This window comes from Falsiruegeria litorea R37 (genome assembly GCF_900172225.1).
In the GTDB taxonomy this organism is placed as follows: Bacteria; Pseudomonadota; Alphaproteobacteria; order Rhodobacterales; family Rhodobacteraceae; genus Falsiruegeria; species Falsiruegeria litorea.
In genome coordinates, this window is sequence record NZ_FWFO01000001.1 from 1,309,147 (window position 1) to 1,330,419 (window position 21,273).

Genomic DNA, 21,273 nt, shown 5'->3' on the forward strand with positions numbered 1-21,273 from the left:
AAAATCAGGGAATATTGCCCAAATTCAACCACAAAGCCGCATTACTTTTTGTCAGTAACTCAAGCTGACGAAGGGAAAGCGCCCATGTCCTACTCTTACGACTTCGATATGTTCTCGGTCATGCCTGACGAGGTGCAGCAGAAATTTCAGGGTTTTTTGAATGACATCGGCATGGCCCATACGGCCACGCAGCAGGTCGCCTTGTTTCGGGATCCCGGGCTGGTCGAGGCTCTGCGCGGGGCGGATGAGGAGATCAAGCAGATGTTCCTGGATTCGGGTTTCGGCCTGAATGTTTACCACAGCGGCGCGCCCAATGGCCGGTTCCCGGCGCGCGATGAGAACGCCCGTAACGTCTGTGTCAGCCGTCTGGCCAAGAACATGGGCAAGATTGAAAACCTCAAGGACCGCGATTGGGGCGGGTTCGATGTGGTGGCTTTTCTGGACTATTTTCAATCCGCCGAGGCGATGGATGAGGTTGAAATCGCAGCCTTTCAACAAGATCTGGCGCGTCAGTCCCGCAAATACAGGATGCGCCGCCGCATGGCGCAACTGGGCTTGTCGGTTGGCTGTATCATGGTGGTTGGGGCTGCTGCGGCCATGGTCCTTTAAGGTGTTCATGCAGCGCTGCCGCGGCTCTGCCGTGTGCTGCGGCGCGTGATCAAGGAAAGCGGTCGAGTTTTGCGAATTCAACCGCCCGGCTTTGCCGGGCGGTTTTTTTGCTGCGACGGGCAGCGGCGGAAGGGCATGCCCCAACCGAGCTGTTACCTGTCTTGTGTCGGTGTGGTGAACAGATCCTTGCGCAGCGTCATCAGCGCGGCGGGATCGATTTTGGCCTGGATCACGGTTGTCTCGCCGCTGGCGATGGCTCGGGTCAGGGCCGGGCCCATGCCGCCTGGGCCATCGACCCAGATCCCTTTGCCACCGCAGAGCTCGGCAAAGGAGTCAAAGCGCGGCGATTGAATTTCCGCCCCCAACAGGCGGCCGCCAAAGAATTCTTGCTGATAGGCCTTTTCAGCGCCCCAGGCCTGATTGTCGAGGACAACGATCACGATAGGCAGGTCATGCGCGATGGCCGTTTGTATTTCGATCATCGTATAGCCGATGGCCCCATCGCCCATGATGGCCACCACCGGGCGGTCTGGCGCTGCGGCCTTGGCACCGATCGCTGCGGCCAGGCCAAAGCCGACCAGACCAAAGTCCAGCGGGGTGATCAGTGAGAGCGGATCATAATGCGCGAGCCGGTCGGCAGCCTGAAGGCAGGTATTGCCCGTATCCAGAGTGACGATTGCGTTCTGAGGCAGTGCGGAGCGGAGCTCGGCCAGGGCGCGGCGTGGGTGCATCGGCAGGGTGGCGATCCGGGCTTCGGCGTCTCGTTCGTCGGCAAGGCTGGCCAGGTCTGCGGTGAATGCGGCGCGCCAGTCATCGGCGTTTGGTTTGGTCGCTGATTGCGTGAGCGCTTCGGCTGTCAGGCGGGCATCGGCCTGCACCGCGATCTCTGCCGGAAAGTATCGCCCCACCGAGGCCCCGTCGATGTCCACATGGGCGATGCGCGTCTGTGCTCCGACGTAGTCATTGCTGTGAAAGGTCGAATTGAAGCCGAGCCGTGCGCCCAGGACCACCATCACATCGGCTTCGCGGGTCAACCGGCTGGCCACGCGATTGCCGCGCGGACCGGCTTGGCCTGCAAACCAGGGGTGTCCGTGCGGCATCACGTCGGCGTGGCCGGTCGAGGCGACGACCGGAACTTCGAGCTTTTCGGCCAAAGCCGTCAGCGCGTCGCGGCCCTTGCCCCATTTGAAACCGCCGCCAGCAAACAGAACTGGGCGTTCTGCGGTGGACAGCAGCTGGGCAATGGCGTTGATGTCTTCGGGCGCGGCCGGACCCGGACGCGCAATCTTGATAGGAGCGGGGTCGATGTCGGGCACTTGGGCGGCAAACAGATCACGCGGCACATGCAACACCACGGGGCCGCGACGCCCCGAGTTGGCCAGCCGTATCGCATCCTCAAGCATCGCAGGCAGGCGGGCAGCGTCGCTGACCATGACCGACCGTTTGCTGATCGGAGCAAAAAGCGCAACCTGGTCGACCTCTTGAAAGGTGTCTTTGGCATGATCGCAGCGGCTGATCGCACCGGCAATGACCACCAGCGGCGAATAGGCCAGCTGCGCCTCGGCCACTGCTGTCACAAGATTGACCACCCCCGGACCGGCCTGCGCGCCCAAAACCACGCCGGGTTTGCCCGTCATCCGCGCCCAGGCGTCCGCCATGTGACCGGCGGCACGCTCATCGCGGGCACCGACATAGGCGACGCCGCCGTGCTGATACATCGCGTCATAGAGTTCGAGCATCGAACCGCCGAGCAGGCCGAACACGGTGTCGATCCCATTTGCCTTCAATACGCGATAGGCCGCTTCGCCGCCGGTGATCTGTGTCATCTGTGGTCTCCTGATACGGTGCGTTCGATCCATCTGGCGAAACGCAAAAGTCTGGCATCGGACCCGCGTGGCCCGGTGATGTGCAACCCCACCGGCATGCCGTCGCGAGAGGTGCCGAAGGGAAGGGAAATGGACGGAAGCTCGAGGACGGGCGTCAGGGTCACAGTCCGCCAATCTTCGGGCAGCTCGTGGTCCCTTAGGTCGGCCGAGAAGGCGAGGCCCGTGGTCGTGGGCCAAAGGGCGAAATCATAGGTGTCGAAAAAGCGCGTCGTTGCCTCCCAGACTTGGGTGCGAACCCGACGGTAGTCGACAAGGTCTTGCAGACTCAGCCCTTCGCCCGACGCGCACGCTGAGATAAAGCTGGCACCAGCCAGCGCCATGTCAGGCTGCATCGCGTCACGATATCCCAAAGCAGACAGCCCCCGGATCAACCCGCCAAATTGCATGAGTGGCTCCAGATCGGGCGCGCCTTCTTCGATCTGCCACCCCAGCGAGCGGCAGATGTCTGCGACCGGCGCCAATACGCTCTGGATCGAGGGGTCGACAGAGGCCCCAAAAGGCGCCAGCGACATCGCCAATTTGCGGGGCGGCACCGGTGCATTGAGCTTCGACAGGCTTGGCGGCTCAAACCAATAGCCCAAGGGCTGCGTCGAGGTGTTGCCCTGCATCACCTCAAGCATCAGCACCAGATCGCTGACGTTGCGGGCCATGGGGCCGGGGATCGACAACCCGTCAAAGGGTGTCGGATTGGGGTCGTAAGGGATCAGGCCTGAGGTCGGACGATAGCCCACCACGCCGCACCAGGCGGCGGGTGTCCGGGTCGAGCCAGCCAGGTCGGATCCATCTGCCAGTGGTGCCATCCGCGCGGCCAAGGCCGCCGCCGCGCCGCCGGAACTGCCCGCAACTGTCTTGCGTGTATCCAACGGGTTGCGGGTGGTGCCCGAGACCAGGTTCGCAGTCTGACCCGAGAAGGCAAATTCGGGCGTGTTGGTCTTGCCAAAGATCACCGCGCCTGCGTCGCGCAACCGTTTGACGTGCAGCGCATCGCGTGTTGGCACATGGTCCGCGAAACTCTGCGAGCCGTAGGTGGTGCGCAGTCCTTTGGTTTCGAACACATCCTTGATGGCAACCGGTACACCGTGCAGCGCCCCGGTGAACTGTCCCTGTGTGGCCATCCGGTCCAGCGCGTCCGCACGTAGCCCGGCACGGTCCCAATCCAGGGTGACAAAGGCGTTGACCGTATCATTCACCGCCTCAACCCGAGCACGATGCGCGTCCAGTACCTGACGGGCAGTTAACACGCCATTGCGGATCTGCTGCGCCATGTCGGCTGCGTTCAGGGCGGTGATATCGGTCATCCATCGGGCCTTTCGGTGCTTTTCGCCCCTGTTGTGCCAGAGGACGTTTCACCGGAACGATAAAAAATCGCGCCCGTATTCTCACCCACAAACCGACCGCAGTGAGGTCGGTCCGCGACCTCGTGCAGCCCGCCAGAGGGGCGCAATGCGATCACGAGGGCCGTGGATTGGATCACGGGCGCTTCCATCCGTTTACCCATCCTGTCGGGGTCTCAGATTGTCAGGATCAAACGCCGGTTCATCCAGCACCGTCATCGCGTACTCTTGATTGAGCAGCATCACGCTCAGCCCCTGATGGGGCGTGCCTTTACGTACAAAGACAAAGGCCAGGCTTTTGTCGACCGTGTAGCCATGACCGCCCGAGGTGGTCAGCCCAACGGGCGCGCCATTCAGCAAAACCGCCTCGCCGCCATGCACGTCGATCCTGTCAGAGTGAACCTCGCAATAGAGCAGTTCCCAGCCGACATGATCCTTGGTCGCAAGCGCGGCCTCTTTCCCGATGAAATCGCGCCCCTCTGGACGAAAGAACCGATCAAGGCCCACGTCGAACATGCCGATGTCTGTGGTCAGCTCACCTGATGCGCGATAGGCTTTTTCCATCCGCAACCCGTTGAAGGCATAGCCGCCCAGATCGACCAAACCATGCGCTGCACCAATATCATGCAGCTTGTCATAAACCTCGGCAATGCGGTCCAGCGGCAGGTGCAACTCCCACCCGAGTTCTCCGGTAAAGGCCACGCGAAGGGCATAACATGGCACGCCGAAGACCTTGATTTCTTGTCCCGACAACCAGCGGAATGCGGCGTTTGACAGGTTCGCATCGGTGGCTTGGGACAGGATCGCGCGCGAGGCCGGACCAGACAGTGCCAGCATCCCCCAGTCGTTGGTGCGGTTGGTCAGAGCGACATCCTCATCCGGCAGGACATGGGACTGCATCCAGGCGAAATCCGGGTTGGCGCGGGCAATCGGCGAGCCGGTGAAATAGCGCCCCTCGCTGATCCGCCAGATGGTGATTTCCGTCTCGAACCGCCCTTTGTCGGTCAACAGGTGACACAGTCCGATTGACCCGTCCTTGGCCGGGATCTTGTTGGCCGACAGCCGGTCCAGCAGCTTGCCCGCGTCGCGCCCGGTGATTTCGAACTGGGCAAAGGCGCAGAGGTCGATGACACCAGCGGCGGCTCGGGTTGCCTTCGCCTCGGTCATTGCGTTTGCGCGCCAGTTCTGGTGACCCCAGCCGATCTGCTCGACCTCGCCCACCTTGCCAAAATAGCGCGGTCGTTCCCAGCCCGCGACCTCGCCAAAGACTGCGCCCTTGGCGGCCAGACGGTCGTAGAGCGGGTGTTTGTTCAGCGGTCGCAAGGAGTGGAACTGTTTGCCGGGGCAGGGGGTGTCATGGCGGCGCATGAACTCGTCCTTGGTGCGCTCGACAATGAAGTTGTCGGTGCTGAAATCGCCATAGCGGCGTGGGTCCATCGACCGCGTGTTGATCTCGGCCTCGCCATGTGCCATCCAATCGGCCAGCACCTTGCCCGCGCCGCCGCCCCAGGCCAGACCAATGGAGGACCCGCAGGACAGCCAGACATTGGGCGCGCCCGAGGGACCGACCAGCATGCCGCCGTCCGGCGTGTGGGTGATGGCCCCGCGCACAACGCGTTTGATCCCAAGCTCGGCAAGGATCGGCATCTTGTCGAAGGCAACCATGAGGAAATCACCAATCGAGTCGTAATCAGCCTCGAAGAGCTCATTCTCGGCCGCCCATGGCGCACCCTGCGGCATTTCCCAGACCGTTGGGCAGACGTGCCCCTCGTAGATCCCGATCAGGCCGGATTTCTGCTCCTGTCTAATGTATCCGCCAAAAGCGTTGTCGCGCATCACCGGCAGTTCGGGGCGGTCAAGGAATTCGGGCACCGTGTCGGTCACCAGATAGTGGTGCAGGCACGAAACCGACGGGATCTTAAGTCCGAACCATTCGCCGACTTGGTTGGCATAAGAGCCTGCCGCGATGACAACATGTTCTGCCAACACATCGCCCTTTTCGGTCGCGAGCCGCCACATGTCGCCTTGACGGCTGGCCCCGACCACCCGGTTGTGGCGCTCGATCGTGGCCCCGCGTGCACGGGTCGCGGCAGCCAGCGCCATGGTCACGCCCGAGGGGTCGATATGGCCATCCTCAAACGTCTGAACAGCCGCCTTTACGTCATCGACCTTGTAGAACGGGTTGCCCTTCGCGACCTCCTCCGGTCCGACAAGTTCCATCGGCAGATCCAGCAGTTTGCCGACCCCCATGATGGATTTCATCCAGTCGACTTCGTCGTCCGTGGTGGCGATGCGAAAGCCGCCAACCTCATGCCATCCGATGCTTTGGCCGGTCTCTTTTTCAACCCGCTTGTAGGTCTCGATCGAGGTCTTGTTGATCCAGCCCGCGACGCGGCTGCCAACCGCATGGGCGATCTGGCCGGCGGCGTGCCATGTGGACCCGCTGGTGAGTTCCGCTTTTTCAAACAGGATCGTGTCTGTCCAGCCGTTTTCGGCCAGCTGGAACTGCGCGGCGACGCCCATGATGCCGCCGCCGATGATGGCGACCTGGGTGGTGCGGATGGTATCGGTCATTGGAACGCCTCTTTAGCGGGTTTGCGTGAGATGCGCGCGCTGTACCGGGTGCAGGCGATTTCGACCTCGAAGCCCGGGATGACATCGCCATCCTGCAGCCCCTGGGGGAGGGACGTGAGCATGGCCAGTGCAACCGAGCGACCAAAGCGATAGCTCCACGCGGCCGAGGTGATCTGCCCCACAACCTTGCCGTCGAAATAGATCGGCTCATCATGGATCGGGATCGCGTCGGGATCATCAAAGAGCAGCGAGACGATTTGGCGCTCGGGGTCGTGATCCTTCAACGCTGCCTCGCCCACAAAACCCGTGCCAAAGGCGCAGAAGGCCCCCAGCCCTGCCTCTGGCGGGGTGGTGCCCGGGGTCAGTTCGTGGCCAAAGGCGCGGAATCCGCTTTCGATGCGCAGACTGCCCGAGGCATATAGCCCCGCGTGACTGGCGCCCGCTTCGACCAATGCCTCATAGGCCGTCATGGCCATGTCCGAGGGGATGTAAAGCTCGTACCCCTCCTCGCCGGTGAAACTCAGCCGCCCGACCCATCCTCGCGCCAGCCCGATTTCGACTGGTGCAAAGTGAAAGCGTTTCAGCTCTGGCACCGGTGTGTTGCTGGTGGCTTGCAGCACCTCGCGCGCCTTTGCCCCCGCCAGCCCGATAATGGCATAGCCGCTGGTCACATCCGTGAACTCAACCCGGAAATCACCCCGCGTCTCACGCATGCGTTTGAGGTCGCGCACAACCTCGCCCGCGCCGACGATGAGCAGATAGGTATCCGGCCCGTGGCGCTGCACGGTCAGGTCGCTTTCAACACCGCCGCGTGCGTTCAGAATCTGGGTGTAGGCGATCCGCCCCTCGGCAATGTCCATCTGTGCGGCACAGAGGTGGTTGAGGAAATCCTTTGCATCCGGGCCTTGTACCATGATCTTGCCAAAGGCGCTCTGGTCCAGGATCGCGGCGCCGGTGCGACAAGTCTCGACCTCTTGCGCCACCTGCTCGCGCCAGGCCGGAACACCAAAGCTGAGCGGCAGATGCGCCGCCTCGCCGCCAAAATGCACCGCGCGCTCCCAGCCGCCCCTGCTTTCAAACTGCGCGCCAGCCGCAACAAGCCCCACATGGATGGGTGAGCGGCGTTGGCCCCGGGCGGTGTCCATCGACCGACCGGGAAAGGGGTTGTCATAGTGACGGCCCAGAACCTCGGGAATACGCGCCTCCAAGGCACCCAACACGTTCATCTCGGGGCTGAAGCGGCGGATGTCGGCCTCGTTCAGCTCCATCGTGGGCTCACCCGCGATGATCCATTCTGCCATCGCCTTGCCCGCGCCCCCGGCCAGCGCGATGCCGGTGGAGTTCATGCCGCCCATCAGGAACAGGCCCGGCACCTCGGGGCTTTCACCCAGCATGAACTGGCTGTCGAGGGTAAAACTTTCGGGCCCGTTCAGCAGCATCCGCACCTCGGCCCGCTCCAGCGCTGGTATCCGGCGCAGGGCGTTTTCCATCATCGGCATGAAGTGATCCCAATCCTCGTCCAGCAGATCAAAGCTGAAATCGGCGGGCAGACGCTCCAGCGGCAGTCCTTTGGCGTGTGGTTCAAAGCAGCCCACCAGCAGCCCCTCGACATCGTCGCGGGCGTAAAGGAAGGCGTCCTGATCGTTCAGCGTCGGCAGATGCGCACCCTTGCCAAGCGCCTGCACCTCGGGCAGCGGTTTGGTCAGGATGTAGAAATGTTCGCAGGCGTACAGCGGCATATGCGCGCCCGCCATGGCGGCCACTTCACGGGACCAGAGGCCACAGGCAATCACCACCTCATCGGCCTCGATCACATGCTCGCCTACCTCAACGCCCGAGATACGCCCGGCCTTTTTTTGCAGGCCGGTGACGGTGGTATCCTCAAAGATCTGAACGCCGCGTGCGCGGGCCCCCTTAGACAGCGCAAGCGCCACATCCGAGGGATTCACCCGCCCGTCCGCAGGGGACCAGACCGCGCCGATCACATCGTCTGTTTCGATCAGCGGCCAAAGCTCCTTGGCGCGGGGGGCATCGACCACGTCTGCCTCAAGCCCAAAGGCGCGGCCAAGCGAGACCTGACGCTTGATGTTGGTCAGGCGGTCCTGGTTCGTGGCCAACGTCAGCGACCCGGTTTGGGTCCAGCCGGTGGCCTGCCCGGTCTCGCGCTCCAGCTCGCCGTAAAGATCGATCGAGTAGTTGATCAGCTTGGTCAGCGTCGCCGAGGGGCGCAACCTGCGCACCAACCCGGCGGCGTGCCATGTTGTTCCGCTCGTCAGTTTCGAGCGTTCCAGCACCACGATGTCTGTGCGTCCCTCGCGGGCCAGATGATAGGCGATAGAACAGCCGATGACGCCGCCGCCTATGATAACGGTCTTTGCATGACGGGGCAGGGTCATGTCAGCACCCCGTCACGGATCATTCGGGCCAATGTGCGGCGGAAGGCGTCCAGAGCTTCGTCGACCAACTCAGGGGTATGGGCTGCCGACGTCAGGCCTGAGGTATAGGCCATCATGTCGATCCCCTCGGCCAACATGCCGTCGCGGTAGGCGGTGACCTGGGCTGAGGGCAGGCCGCGGATCTGGGCAGGGGTCAACCCATTCAGCGTGGAATGTCCGAAAGAGACATGAAAGATCGAGCTGTCCCCATAAGCCAGGCCCGGCACGCCGGCCTGAGCAAAAGCGGTGTTCATGCCATCGCGCATGCGCTGGGCCATACTGTCGGCCTGCGCCTGCGCCTCGCCGCTGGCCAGGAGAGGCATCGCAGCGCAGGCGGCCGCGGCAATCAGCGGAGACCCGTTGAACGTGCCCTTGTGGCTGACCGCAGGGGCGAGGCCATCCCGTTGGGTGGCGTTGTTCATCAGATCCATGATGTCGGCGCGTCCACAGACGGCCCCACCCGGAAGACCTCCGGTTACGACTTTGGCAAGGGTCGTCAGATCGGGGGTCAGGTCATCTCGGGTCTGGCGTCCCCCCGGTGACCAGCGAAAGCCGGTGATGATCTCGTCAAAGACGAGGACAACACCGGCGGCTCGGGCAACATCATGCAAGGCCCGCAATCTGTCCGTTTCCAGAGGCACGCAGCCATAATTCGCGCCCGAGGCCTCGATGATCACCGTACCGATACGATCGTCTTGCAGGGCGCGTGCCATGGCCTGTGGCTCGGCGGCACATATGTCGATCAGATCGTTCACGCAGCCGGGGATTCCCAGGCTGGGGGCCGCATCGCTGCCGGGTTTGGACCCCTTAAGCGCGTGATCGTGCCAGCCGTGAAAATGGCCGTCGATCCGCAAAACGCGCTCTTTGCCGGACCATGCACGTGCCAGGCGAAGGGCCAGCATCGTGGCTTCGGTTCCCGAGGCGGTAAAACGGGTGCGTTCGGCGCATGGAAAAAGCCGGTTCACCCATTCTGCCCATTCGAGCTCTGCCTCGTGGCAATCGGCGCTGAATATCCCGCGCTCTGCCTGTCGCTGAACCGCTTCGACGATTGCCGGATGGCTGTGGCCCAGCATCTGGCTGGCGCTTCCCATCTTGAAATCTACATAGCGGCGGCCCTCGACGTCCCATTTTTCGGCACCGCTGGCGCGGGTGATGTAAATCGGGTGCGGCGCGCGATAGCGCAGCTCATGGCTGACCCCGCCCGGCAGGGCTGTGCGGGCGCGTTGTGACAGGGCAATGTTGGTCATGGTGCTCTTCCGATGCGGGGGCGGCCAAGCCGAATGTCGAACCGGGCGCGCAAGGCGCGATCGGTGTCATCCGGGATGTGGCTGGGAAAGTGGGTGGCCAGCAGCTCGCGGGCCTTGTCTCTGGCCACTTCGGCCACGGTGCGCGCACCGTCCTGTTGCCATTCGTCAGGGGTGCGCCGGTCACCGACATGCGGATAGAAGTAGTCGGATTTCATGCGGTCAAAGGTGTGAATTTCACCAAGGTAGTGACCCGCTCCCCGACACACGTTCGCAATCACATCGGCGGCGATGTTCTGGGGCGTTGCTTCGACGCCGCGAAGGGTACGCAAGATGTTGCCCAACAGATCGTTGTCGGTCACGTAACCTTCGAGCGATACGCCCAGAAGGCTGGCATGAATGCCGGCCGCTTGTGTCACGATATTGGATCCGGCATGTGCTGCCAGGGCGACGGCCAGGCTCTTTTCCGCGCCATATTGAGCGTCGAGTGTCTTGGAATCGGTAATCCCGGCGATCGAAGAGGTGGGCAAGTCGAAATGCCGCCCCATCTGCGCGGCTGCCGCCATCAGGATCGCCTGCTCGCCACCGCCGCCGGACATCGACCCGGTACGAAGATCCGCGACCAGCGGTTTGGGGGCAAATATCGCCATCGCGTCGGGATCGACCAGTTGTGCAAAGACCAACCCGGCGAGTGTTTCCGCCACCGCCTGCGTCAGCGATCCTGCGATGGTGGCCGGGCTGGTGGCTCCGGCTTGACCGGCGCTGATCAATTGAACTGGAAACCCTGCCCGGATCGCGGATTCGAGAACCTCGCAAGCCTCTTCGGCAAAGCGCATGGGGGGGACCACATGGCACACCATGACCGTCAGGAAGGGGCGCGCGCGAAAGGCGGCTTCGCCTCCTGCGATTTCATAGCAAAGCGCGGCGATCTGAGGGACATGATCAGGTTCGGTGATTGATATCGACACATGTTTGGATGTGCCCACAAGGCAGGCGTAGGCGGTGTTCAGGTCCATCGCCGCCGTGTCGTCGACATCGCGCGCCACAAGGGGACGGCTGAAATGATGGATGTTTTCCATGCCATCCACCAACCGGGCGGCATCATAAAGGTCGGCCAGGGTCGAAGGGCGATACTGGCCCGTATCCATGTCAAACACACCCGGAGCTGCGCCACCTGTGGACATGTGAACGCGGGCCTTGTCGATCATCAGATCGTGCTCCGGGTTTTGCCCGCACAGCGTGAAGGTCCGTCTGGCTTGTTGCAGTGTCGATGTGACTAGGGCGCGGGGAAACAGCAACCGCCCCTCGTCGGTGAGACGCCCACCCGCCGCCACGACCTTGTTCACCATCGACTCTGTCGCCTGACTCAGGCCCAGTGTGTCCAGCAGTGTCAGGGCGCTGTCCTCGATCAACTGCACTTCATCCGGTAACAAGGGCTTTAGCCGACCACCGTCAATCCCGGGCCAAACCGGGCGTTGGGCGTCCTGATCCGTCGTATCGTTCAAGCGGTCTTGTCGTCCGCGCCTTCGAGTATTTTTTGCCATTGATACATGAGCTCAATTTTCTATTGCGTCAGCATGCTCAAACAGTTTTAACTTCGCAAAGGCGCTTTTCTCAGCGATAGATGAGTCAAACTTTCTTATGGAGGTGGCATGACACCCTCTCTTCCCGCGTTGCGCGCCTTTGACGCTGCAGCGCGCTGTGGCAGTTTTCGGGCCGCAGCCGAAGCTTTGTCGGTCACTCCGACGGCTGTCAGCCACCATATTCGCGGTCTCGAGGACCAGCTTGGTGTCAAACTCTTCGAACGCGCCGGGCGTGATGTTGCCTTGACCGAAGATGGCCGACGGCTGGCCGAAGCAACGTCACAGGCGTTTGGTCTTTTGGATGAGGCCGTCCGGTCCATGCGGCGCAGCTCTCGCAAGGTTGTGCGCTTGGCTGCGGGGCCGATTTTCACGGCCAGGTGGCTGATGCCAAGGATCAGCCACTTCTGGGAGGTGCATCCCAGCATCGAGTTGGAGGTTTTGCCGTCTTATCGACCCGGCGCGCTGGACCGAAACAACGCGGATATCGTGGTTCGTTGGGGGCGCACGTCGGAAATGTCCGATCAGGCATTCAAACTGCTGGAGTTGTGTCCTGTCGCCATTGCATCTGGTGATTTTGTTGCCCGGTTCGGCCCCATCGAAGCACCCGAGGATCTGTTGCGCCTGCCGCTGTTGCATCAGAGAGATCATTGGGGGTGGTTGGATTGGTTCGCTGCGATGAATGTTCCCGTTACAGAGCCCTTGCGCGGCCCCATTTTCGAGGATGCCAATGTGCTGTTGCGTGGGGCCGCCGAAGGGCAGGGGGTCGTCGTTGGTTGGCTCCCTCTGATCGACCAGGATTTGGTCGAGGGGCGGGTGGTCCGGTTGTTCGACGAAAACATCGCGGCGACCCACGGATACTTTGTCGAAAACTGGAACAGTCGTCACAAAGGCAAAGAAACCCGTGCAACCATGACTTGGCTGCTGGAGCATCAATAGGCCTGGAACGTCCGAGAATTGAAATCGGCGATGCTCAATGGCTTGGCGGTTGCTGAATTTCTCTGCTTTCTGGTTCAAGGGCACGCGCTGCTGCGGGGCCATCTGAAGAAGCCACCTTGCGGCGCTTGGTCGAGGGCGGTAAATGCCTGTCTGACGCGATATTGAGGGTTCCCATGTCGATTGACCAAAGCACCGCCGCCAAGGTGGCCAAACTGGCCCGGATCAAGGTCGAGGATGACGCGCTGCCGGCGCTGGCCTCGGAATTCAACACGATCCTTGGATTCATCGAGCAGCTGAACGAGGTGGATGTCGAAGGGGTCGAACCGATGACCTCGGTGACACCGCAGCGCCTGAAGCGCCGTGAAGACGTGGTGAATGATGGCAGCCAGCAGGACAAGGTGCTGGCCAACGCCCCCGACGCCCGCGAGGGCTTTTTCGCTGTGCCGAAAGTGGTGGAGTAAGACATGTCTGATCTGAATAAACTGGGCCTGGCCGAGGCCCGCGACCTGCTGCGCAAGGGTGAGACCACCAGCGTGGAGCTGACCGAAAGCTGCCTGTCCGCGATTGATGCCGCTGACGCGCTGAACGCCTTTGTTCACAAAACGCCCGAGATCGCGCTGGACCGTGCCAAGGCCGCCGATGCTCGCATCGCGACGGGCGACGCGCCTGCGATGTGCGGTCTGCCGATCGGCATGAAGGATCTGTTCTGCACCAAAGGTGTCGACAGCCAGGCGGCCAGCCGCATTCTGGAAGGGTTCAAGCCTGAATATGAATCCACTGTAAGCCAGAACCTGATCGACGCAGGCGCAGTGATGCTGGGCAAGCTCAACATGGACGAGTTTGCCATGGGCTCGTCGAACGAAACCTCTGTCTATGGCAACGTCGTCAGCCCCTGGCGTCGTGAAGGCGACACCGCTGAGCTGACACCGGGCGGCTCGTCGGGTGGTTCTGCTTCGGCTGTGGCTGCTGACCTGTGTCTGGCCGCGACCGGTACTGACACCGGCGGTTCGATCCGCCAGCCTGCAGCCTTTACCGGCATCACCGGTATCAAACCCACCTATGGCCGCTGCTCGCGGTGGGGGGTGGTGGCCTTTGCCAGCTCGCTGGATCAGGCTGGACCGATGACCAAGAACGTGCGCGACGCCGCCATCATGCTGGAAGCGATGTGCAGCCACGACCCCAAAGACAGCACCAGCGCCGATCTGGCGGTGCCGAACTTCGAGGCGATGCTGACCGGCGACATCAAGGGCAAGAAGATCGGTATCCCAAAAGAATACCGTATGGACGGCATGCCCGCCGAGATCGAAAAGCTGTGGTCCGAGGGTGCAGAGATGCTCAAGGCTGCTGGGGCTGAGATTGTTGATATCTCGCTGCCGCACACGAAATATGCATTGCCCGCGTACTATGTGATTGCACCTGCCGAAGCTTCGTCGAACCTGGCACGCTATGACGGTGTTCGTTACGGCCACCGAGCGACGCTGGCGCAGGGTGATGGCATCACCGAAATGTACGAAAAGACCCGCGCCGAAGGGTTCGGACCAGAAGTGCAGCGCCGCGTGATGGTCGGGACCTATGTGCTCTCGGCTGGCTTCTATGACGCCTATTACAACCGCGCGCGCCGGGTGCGGACGCTGATCAAGAAGGACTTTGAGGATGTCTTTGCCGCAGGCATCGACGCGATCCTGACACCGGCGACGCCATCATCGGCCTTTGGGCTGGGTGAAATGACCGATGCCGATCCGGTGCAGATGTACCTCAACGATGTCTTTACCGTCACCGTAAACCTGGCGGGTCTGCCCGGAATTTCGGTTCCGGCCGGTCTGGATGCCAAGGGTCTGCCCCTGGGTTTGCAGCTCATCGGGCGTCCGTGGGAAGAGGGCGATCTGCTCAATACCGCTTATGCTCTGGAAGGTGCGGCAGGCTTTGTAGCCAAACCGAGCAAATGGTGGTAAAGCTGCCGCTCAAGTAAGAGCAAAAACCGGCAGGATAGCAGCCATGCGCCCATATTTCCTGATCCCCGTTTTCGGGGTTCTCGCAGCTTGTGACCCCAAGATCCCCGATTCCGCCGCTGGTGTCGGGTTCAACACCTCACCCGAACAGGCCGCCCGCGAGGCGGCCCTTGAGGGGCAGACGGTGAATGGCGATCCGCTGATCCCGCCCTCGACAGTGTCATCCGAGACGCTTCCGGCGGGCAACTCGCAGGTGGGCATCCCGGCGCAGGAGCAGGGGCTGTTTGCCAATGCAACAACGACAGCCTCGACTGGGGCCCCGTTGAGCGCAACCACCGTTCCGGCGACAACGGCTGCGGCCACAAGTGCGGCGCTGACGGCCGAAGATATCGCCAACGAAACGCAGGCCGCGCTGACGGCGGCGGCCCAGAACTCGGGCGAGGCACCGCTGCAGGCCAGCCCGTCGAACCCGTCGCCGCAGGCGCTGAGCAATCCGTCGATCTCGGATGAGCAGGATTTTGCCGCGGTATCCAGCCGCCAGTCGATCGAAAGTGACGCCGAGCGGATTGCGCGCAACCGCGAACAGTATCAGTTGGTGTCCCCCACGGCGATCCCAGAACGGGACGGAGATGCACAGCCCAATATCGTCAGCTATGCGCTGCGTACGACCAACCCCAAGGGCGTGCAGATCTACAGCCGTTCGGGGTTCAATCTGCAGGCCAAATCGCAGCGCAATTGCGCGGGCTTTGCTTCGTCCGACCAGGCGCAGATCGAGTTTCTGGCCAATGGCGGGCCTGAGCGTGACCGCAAGAGCCTGGATCCCGATGGAGACGGTTATGCCTGCGCCTGGGATCCAGCACCGTTCCGCCGTGCCGTCCAGAACTGATGCATCGGTCGATGCTGAGGGGGCCATCTGGCACCCCTCGCCGAATTGCGGTCCGCGGCGCGATGGTCTGACGCCGTCTCTGGTGGTGGTTCACTACACCGCGATGCAAAGCGCCGAGGCGGCGCTGGAGCGGCTATGCGATCCGGCGGCCGAAGTGTCGGCGCATTACCTGATCGGGCAGGACGGTACCCTGTGGCAGATGGTGCGCGAGGCGGATCGTGCCTGGCATGCCGGGGCAGGGGAATGGCACGGGCGGTGTGACATCAACTCGCGCTCGGTCGGGATCGAGTTGGACAACCGTGGCGATCACCCCTTTGCCGAGCCACAGATGGCAACGCTGGAGCGTTTGCTGCCGCAGATCCTGTCTCGGTGGGGGATTGCATCTGCGGGGGTGATCGGCCATTCCGACATGGCACCGGGGCGCAAATTTGATCCCGGCCCACGGTTCGATTGGCAGCGGTTGGAGCAACAAGGGCTGGCAGGTGGGCGAGGCCATGACTGTGGCCCGCAAAATGCGCCCTGGGATGTTTTTCGTGCTTTGGCCCAAAGGGCGGGGTTCACCGCAGATGTTGACGATGCGACGCTGCTGTCTGCGGTGCGGTTGCGGTATCGCCCTTGGGGGCGCGGCACATTGGCACCGGAGGATTTTTCTCCGCTCGGGCAGACGGCGCTTTGGACATGATATCCTTGAGATCGTGCTACTCTGGTAGCACTCCCGCCCGTCGGCAATTTTTCTGACGAAAAACCGCCTCCCGTTGGGCCGGGCCGCCGCGCGGCGCGCGGCGGCGGGCGCTGCGCCGTATCTGGTACGAAAGGGACGCAACCGAAGTCACAGACGGGACTGCGCCGAGCGACAAGCGAGGCGCCCGGCCCAAAGCCGCTAGCGGGGCTGGCGTAGCCAGGATCGCTCGGGTGCGGGAGCGCCCCCGTCAACCTGTGCCCGCCATCGCCTCTTGACGCCCTGCCTGTCACCGCATACCCCACCGCTTGCGCGGAGGGCCGGATGGCCGCGGGTGGGGGCTTGCCCCCACGCGAGGAAAGTCCGGACTCCATGAAGCAACGGTGCCGGGTAACGCCCGGGCGGGGAAACCCGACGGAGAGCGCCACAGAAATGAAACCGCCGCGCCTGTCGCGGTAAGGATGAAACGGTGGGGTAAGAGCCCACCGCGCCCCTGGCAACAGGGGTGGCACGGCAAGCCCCACCTGGAGCAATGCCAAATAGGACCCCCGCGCGGGCCCGTGTCGGCCTTGGTCGATACCGCCGCTAGGCGCGCTTCAGCCGAGAGGGGTCGGGTTGGCAGCTCGAGCCGCGCAGCAATGCGTGGCCTAGATGAATGGTCATCAAGGGGGGAAACCCCTGAACAGAATCCGGCTTACAGGCCTTCCGCGCGTTCCCTTGGCCAGGCCTTATCCACCCGGCGGGGTGTAGCCCGACGCAAGTGACGCGGCCTTGCGTGCGATGTCGCCAAATTCGGCACTGGTCCAGGCGCGCACCGTTTCGACGTCCTGGACGGCGCCAGATGCGGCGACTGCCATTCCCAGGGCAACCGTATCGGTGCCATCGGCCGCTTCGCTGACCATGACAACATCATTGGTTCCGGTGGTGAAATACAAGGCCACAACCCGGGCCCCGACCTTGTCCATCAGAGCTTGAATGGCCGCACCGCGATCTTCGGGTTTGGCAAGCAATCCCTGAAGGCCGGATGTGGAATAGGATGCATAGGTAATGAATAAAGGCATTTTGTCCTCCATGACTTTTTATGGGAGAGGCTCTTTTGGGCTGCGCACGCAACACATGCACCCGCGCCCCGCCAATGCGGCAAGGTCGCAGCCCCGGAACACGGGGCCCGCGCAGGTGCTGGCGTCACAGGTCGCTGTCTCGTCTTATGAGATCGCCCAAGTTGTCATTGTAGTCCCCCCGTTCATATCGCGGTCAGATCGCCGCTGCTGCTCGTCTGGTGCTTGCTTGAAGCCGAGCCTCGGCCCGTTTTTTGGCCTGAGGTTGTGGGGCGGGTATTGGATCGTGGCGCCATGTGTATCACAATTCGGCCTCTCTGCCTAATCCACGCCAAGGCGCCGAGGGGCCTGACCAAATGAATCGCTTATTGAGGTGCGCTGGGGGCGATTCTGCTGTTGACTCACCGCTCAAGACAGGTAAAAGCGCACGCTCATAGGAATTCAACCGAAAGGCCCGCGCCTTTTGGGCTCAGGAGAGAACTCATGGCGAAGCCGACGACCATCAAGATCCGTCTGAACTCGACCGCAGGCACCGGCCACTTCTACGTGACCAAGAAAAACGCCCGCACCATGACCGAAAAAATGGTTGTGCGTAAGTACGACCCGGTCGCGCGCAAGCACGTCGAGTACAAAGAAGGCAAGATCAAGTAAGTCTTGCCGATCTGATACGATCTTGAAAAAGGGTCCCGCGTGTCGCGAGGCCCTTTTTCTTTGCCAGTTGTCCGCCAAACAAGGCACATGTTGGGTCATCCAGCTGAAAGCCAATTGGAAAAGCACGCTGACCTATTGAGTTGGGCCAATTATTCTGCGCCACTTAGGAAATCGCGCAATAGGCCAATCTTGCTTGCCCCAAGACGTATCAGTGGCAAGCATGATCACAGAGCTGAATTAGGGTCGAGACATTTGGACGAAGATGCACAGCGAACGCCATGCTCGCAATTTCCGTGAACAGATGATCTGGCCGTCAGCTCACCATAGTCCACATTGTGGCAGCCTCAACTCAACACCTGTCCGCGGCAACGCTGTGCGCCCTGGTCTCTACCAAAACGCCTCGCTTGAACGCCGCCTTTGATTCACTGTGACCACAAAGACTTCGATCCCTGCTGTCGAGCAGATGCGGGGATTGCTCTGCTGTACCATCGTTCAGCAGGTTCGCGGAACAACGGTGTGGGGGCTGCGCTGGCCATGAATGGGCCGCCAAGGCAGGGTATGTAGGCGCGCCTTGACGAAGTTTTTGTCGAGCCACTTGTCGAGCGCAGTGAAATGTGAAGCTGGTTTCTTGGTGGTTTTTCGTTTCGCACTCATGTTCATTCTGCCATTAGGATTGGCTGCTGTACTCCACTATGGGTCCTACATACCGAGAACTGATGCTCACACCGAGGTATGGGAGTGCACAAAACCCGCACTTTTGTCGGGCGGAGGGGCTAGGAAGGGAGCGTTCAAAGGCCTGACCGACGATCGGCCATCGAAAATTCGCTCAGGCTCAAGTTCTGCTTTGTGTGGCGGATATGTGGGTTTTCTTTTGTTCACTGTCAGGAAAAGAGGGTGCAGATGCATGTCAGAGCTACAACCCGTGACGATCTGACGGCTGTCGATGCTCTTTTGGCGCGGTCTTATCCCAAGTTGCTCAAGTCGGATTATCCACCCTCGGTTCTGGTCACCGCATTGCCGCTGATTTCGCGGGCGCAGCCTGCGTTGCTGACCAGCGGCACCTACTACCTTGTCGAAACCGATGGGCGGCGCCTGCTGGGTGCAGGGGGATGGAGCCGGGATCGGCAGATGCACCAGCGGGGGCATATTCGACACGTTGTGACGGATTTCACCGCAACACGGCGCGGGGTGGGGCGGCGGTTGCTGCGCCATGTGCTGGCAGAAGCGCAGGCGGCTGGTATCCGTGACATGGAGTGCTGGTCCACCTTCACCGCTGAGCCGTTTTATCGTGCCATGGGCTTTGAAACGCTGGGGCCGATTGATGTGCCTTTGCAACCCGGGATCACCTTCCCTGCAATCCGAATGAAACAGCGCTTGCTATGAGGGGGCGGCAAACGCTAGCCTATGGGCGTCTGCCTTAAATCTCTGCTGCAAAGTTCTGACGCCCATGAAAAAAATCCTGTTGCCTGCTTGCCTGTCCGTTCTGTCGTTGTCCGCCTGCGCGGATTTCTTTGTACGCGAAGGGGTTGGGTTCACCGGGATTGATGGCGAGCCCAAGACCTTTAGCGAGGCCAAGGGGTCAGCCGACTATGTGGCGCGCCAGGCTTCTGTGCCTGCGCGTTTGGCCGCGATCCCGCCGGTGCGGTTGCGCACGGACAGTTCCGAGATAGGCACCCTGGCTGCTGCCGCGCTGGACGCAGGTGGTCGCACACCGGCCAATGCCGCAGAAGTCGGCGGGCAGGACCGCACCCTGTATCTGAGCACGGTCGAGGTGAACGGCGTTCTTTTCGCGGTTTTGCGCACGGGCGAAGGCGACGGCACCCGTATGTCGCGGGGGGCCAGCGACACGTTCCTGGCGTCCGTGCCGCGCATGACCGGGTGCCTGGCCAATGGCCCGGCGTACCAGCGGGGCAAGGGCGGACGGCGCACGACCGCCTATGCCGTACCGCTCAACTGTAGCTGATCCTACCCCCGCCATTCCGCATAAACCGTTTTGGGTGCCAGCCCCGCGTCGGCCATCAGCCGGGCTGAGGCCGTGTTGAAGCTGGCGTATGTGGTGGCGATGATCCCGATCTTTTCTTGAGCCAATCGTGCGCGCATCGCGTTTATCAGCGCCCGACCGATCCCTTGCCGCCGATGGGCGGCGTCGACCGAAATTTGATGCAGCATTCCCCGTGTTTCCGCGTGGCGGACGGGCATGGCAGGCCGGTGCTCGATCTCATAGATCGCGTAGCCGCAGAGCCTCTCGTCGTCCTCGGCAACAAGGCAATGCATGTTCTGGCCGCGCAACCAGCCTGCCAACCAGTCGAGCGTTTCGACGTCGTCTTTCAGCGGCGGGTAGCGTTCGGGCTGATGTTCTACATGCAGGGAGTGGACCTGGTGAAGCAGGGGCAAAAGGCGGTGTGCCTCATCCGGGACGAGGGGGCGAACAATCATCGGACTTATCCATCGGGGCAAAGAAAAAGGGCGGGATCAATCTGATCCCGCCCCTGGAAATTGTGGTGCGCTGGTTTGCGCTTATTCGCGGTTTCCAAACAGCTGGAGCAGGAACATGAACATGTTGATGAAGTCCAGATAGAGGCTCAGTGCGCCCATGATGGCGGCTTTGCCCAGCCACTCCTGGTCGCCCGCGTGGGCCATCTGCAGGTATGTGTTCTTGATCTGCTGGGTGTCATAGGCGGTCAGACCGGCAAAGATCAGAACTCCGATGGCCGAGATTGCGAAAGCAACCGCCGGCGAACCCAGGAAGATGTTGACGATGGATGCCACGATCAGACCGATCACACCCATGATCAGGAAGGTGCCCATGGCCGACAGGTCTTTCTTGGTGGTGTAGCCCACCAGCGACAGGCCGGCGAAGGCGATCGCGGTGATCAAGAAGACCTGGATGATCGACTGACCGGTAAAGACCAGGAAGATCGAGCTGATCGACAGGCCCATGACGGCGGCAAACACGTAGAACACCAGCTGAGCGGCAGAGGCCGACAGGCGGTTGATGCCCGCGCTGAAACCAAAGATGAACAGCAGTGGGGCGAACATGATCACGTATTTCAGGGGCGACCCATAGATCGAATAGCCGAACGATGTCAGGTATTTGTCCGCGCTCAGCTGAGCAACGGCTGCCGACGGGTCGGCAGTCACGGCCAGGCCGGAAATGGCCCAGGCAGCAGCAAAGGTGATGAGCATGCCCACGGACATGGTGCCGTAGACTTTGTTCATGTGGGCGCGCAGGCCCTCGTCAATCTCGGCCGTGCGCGCGCCTGCGGCCGTCCGGATCGTGTCGAATTGTGCCATAAAGGGTCTCCATTCCATAATCTTATTGCCGCGCGGCAGAAACCGGCAGCTTTCCTAAGAGAATATCGGAGAGGTTGGCTGAAAATTCAAGTATTTCCGGTGTCGGTTTTGTACTGAAATCAGGTCAAATCGGCGGCGTTTGATGTGTGCGCCGC

At 61.8% G+C, this 21,273-nt stretch carries 18 protein-coding genes, 1 other RNA gene and 1 pseudogene; 11 read left to right on the forward strand and 9 right to left on the reverse strand.

Annotation, left to right across the window (positions count from 1 at the left end; translation table 11 throughout):
• The first annotated feature begins 84 nt into the window (after positions 1-84).
• Complete coding sequence (locus tag TRL7639_RS06490; RefSeq protein WP_085794934.1) at positions 85-609, forward strand: hypothetical protein; 525 nt, start codon at positions 85-87, stop codon at positions 607-609.
• A gap of 152 nt (positions 610-761) precedes the next feature.
• Here the strand turns inward: TRL7639_RS06490 and TRL7639_RS06495 are convergent, their stop codons facing one another.
• The 6 genes from TRL7639_RS06495 to TRL7639_RS06525 all read right to left on the reverse strand — a co-directional run bounded on the left by TRL7639_RS06495 (position 762) and on the right by TRL7639_RS06525 (position 11,626).
• Positions 762-2,435, reverse strand: coding sequence for a thiamine pyrophosphate-binding protein (locus tag TRL7639_RS06495; protein WP_085794935.1), 1,674 nt, complete (start codon positions 2,433-2,435; stop codon positions 762-764).
• On the reverse strand, positions 2,432-3,793 hold the full coding sequence (locus TRL7639_RS06500; RefSeq protein ID WP_085794936.1) for an amidase: 1,362 nt from the start codon (positions 3,791-3,793) through the stop codon (positions 2,432-2,434). The genes TRL7639_RS06495 and TRL7639_RS06500 overlap by 4 nt, the downstream gene beginning before the upstream one ends.
• Before the next feature lie 192 nt (positions 3,794-3,985).
• Positions 3,986-6,403, reverse strand: coding sequence for an FAD-dependent oxidoreductase (locus tag TRL7639_RS06510; RefSeq protein ID WP_085794938.1), 2,418 nt, complete (start codon positions 6,401-6,403; stop codon positions 3,986-3,988).
• Positions 6,400-8,799: a GcvT family protein gene (locus TRL7639_RS06515; protein WP_085794939.1), complete on the reverse strand. Its 2,400-nt coding sequence runs from the start codon at positions 8,797-8,799 to the stop codon at positions 6,400-6,402. Before TRL7639_RS06515 ends, TRL7639_RS06510 begins: the two co-directional genes overlap by 4 nt.
• Positions 8,796-10,085, reverse strand: a complete 1,290-nt coding sequence (locus tag TRL7639_RS06520) for an aspartate aminotransferase family protein (RefSeq protein WP_085794940.1) — start codon at positions 10,083-10,085, stop codon at positions 8,796-8,798. The genes TRL7639_RS06515 and TRL7639_RS06520 overlap by 4 nt, the downstream gene beginning before the upstream one ends.
• A complete protein-coding gene (locus TRL7639_RS06525; RefSeq protein WP_085794941.1) occupies positions 10,082-11,626 on the reverse strand; it encodes a trimethylamine methyltransferase family protein in 1,545 nt (514 codons plus the stop codon). The genes TRL7639_RS06520 and TRL7639_RS06525 overlap by 4 nt, the downstream gene beginning before the upstream one ends.
• A 108-nt stretch (positions 11,627-11,734) precedes the next feature.
• Here TRL7639_RS06525 and TRL7639_RS06530 point away from each other — a divergent pair, with 108 nt between their 5' ends.
• The 6 genes from TRL7639_RS06530 to rnpB all read left to right on the forward strand — a co-directional run bounded on the left by TRL7639_RS06530 (position 11,735) and on the right by rnpB (position 16,828).
• Entirely contained in the window at positions 11,735-12,601 is an 867-nt protein-coding gene (locus TRL7639_RS06530) for a LysR family transcriptional regulator (RefSeq protein ID WP_085794942.1), read from the forward strand.
• A gap of 173 nt (positions 12,602-12,774) precedes the next feature.
• Entirely contained in the window at positions 12,775-13,062 is a 288-nt protein-coding gene (gene gatC / locus TRL7639_RS06535) for an Asp-tRNA(Asn)/Glu-tRNA(Gln) amidotransferase subunit GatC (RefSeq protein ID WP_085794943.1), read from the forward strand.
• Positions 13,063-13,065: 3 nt separating this feature from the next.
• Entirely contained in the window at positions 13,066-14,553 is a 1,488-nt protein-coding gene (gene gatA, locus TRL7639_RS06540; RefSeq protein WP_085794944.1) for an Asp-tRNA(Asn)/Glu-tRNA(Gln) amidotransferase subunit GatA, read from the forward strand.
• A gap of 43 nt (positions 14,554-14,596) precedes the next feature.
• Positions 14,597-15,436, forward strand: a complete 840-nt coding sequence (locus TRL7639_RS06545) for a hypothetical protein (protein ID WP_085794945.1) — start codon at positions 14,597-14,599, stop codon at positions 15,434-15,436.
• Positions 15,387-16,118: an N-acetylmuramoyl-L-alanine amidase gene (locus TRL7639_RS06550; RefSeq protein WP_085794946.1), complete on the forward strand. Its 732-nt coding sequence runs from the start codon at positions 15,387-15,389 to the stop codon at positions 16,116-16,118. Before TRL7639_RS06545 ends, TRL7639_RS06550 begins: the two co-directional genes overlap by 50 nt.
• 309 nt (positions 16,119-16,427) lie before the next feature.
• Positions 16,428-16,828: RNase P RNA component class A (gene rnpB, locus TRL7639_RS06555), an RNA gene on the forward strand.
• Between the two features lie 15 nt (positions 16,829-16,843).
• On the opposite strand, the gene TRL7639_RS06560 is transcribed toward rnpB, so the two are convergent.
• On the reverse strand, positions 16,844-17,176 hold the full coding sequence (locus TRL7639_RS06560) for a GYD domain-containing protein (protein ID WP_085796282.1): 333 nt from the start codon (positions 17,174-17,176) through the stop codon (positions 16,844-16,846).
• A gap of 480 nt (positions 17,177-17,656) precedes the next feature.
• On the opposite strand from TRL7639_RS06560, the gene rpmG reads away from it, so the two are divergent.
• The 4 genes and pseudogenes from rpmG to TRL7639_RS06575 all read left to right on the forward strand — a co-directional run bounded on the left by rpmG (position 17,657) and on the right by TRL7639_RS06575 (position 19,787).
• The gene (gene rpmG / locus TRL7639_RS06565) at positions 17,657-17,824 is read left to right on the forward strand and encodes a 50S ribosomal protein L33 (RefSeq protein WP_039682682.1); all 168 of its coding nucleotides are present in this window, start codon (positions 17,657-17,659) and stop codon (positions 17,822-17,824) included.
• Positions 17,825-18,086: 262 nt separating this feature from the next.
• Positions 18,087-18,242 (forward strand): annotated as a pseudogene (locus TRL7639_RS23290) (IS1595 family transposase); the annotation flags it as partial.
• A 482-nt stretch (positions 18,243-18,724) separates the two neighbouring features.
• Positions 18,725-19,207, forward strand: a complete 483-nt coding sequence (locus TRL7639_RS06570) for a GNAT family N-acetyltransferase (protein ID WP_085794947.1) — start codon at positions 18,725-18,727, stop codon at positions 19,205-19,207.
• A 64-nt stretch (positions 19,208-19,271) separates the two neighbouring features.
• A complete protein-coding gene (locus TRL7639_RS06575; RefSeq protein WP_085794948.1) occupies positions 19,272-19,787 on the forward strand; it encodes a hypothetical protein in 516 nt (171 codons plus the stop codon).
• A gap of 2 nt (positions 19,788-19,789) precedes the next feature.
• On the opposite strand, the gene TRL7639_RS06580 is transcribed toward TRL7639_RS06575, so the two are convergent.
• On the reverse strand, positions 19,790-20,260 hold the full coding sequence (locus TRL7639_RS06580; RefSeq protein ID WP_085794949.1) for a GNAT family N-acetyltransferase: 471 nt from the start codon (positions 20,258-20,260) through the stop codon (positions 19,790-19,792).
• A gap of 81 nt (positions 20,261-20,341) precedes the next feature.
• Positions 20,342-21,118, reverse strand: coding sequence for a Bax inhibitor-1/YccA family protein (locus TRL7639_RS06585; RefSeq protein ID WP_085794950.1), 777 nt, complete (start codon positions 21,116-21,118; stop codon positions 20,342-20,344).
• Positions 21,119-21,273 lie beyond the last annotated feature (155 nt).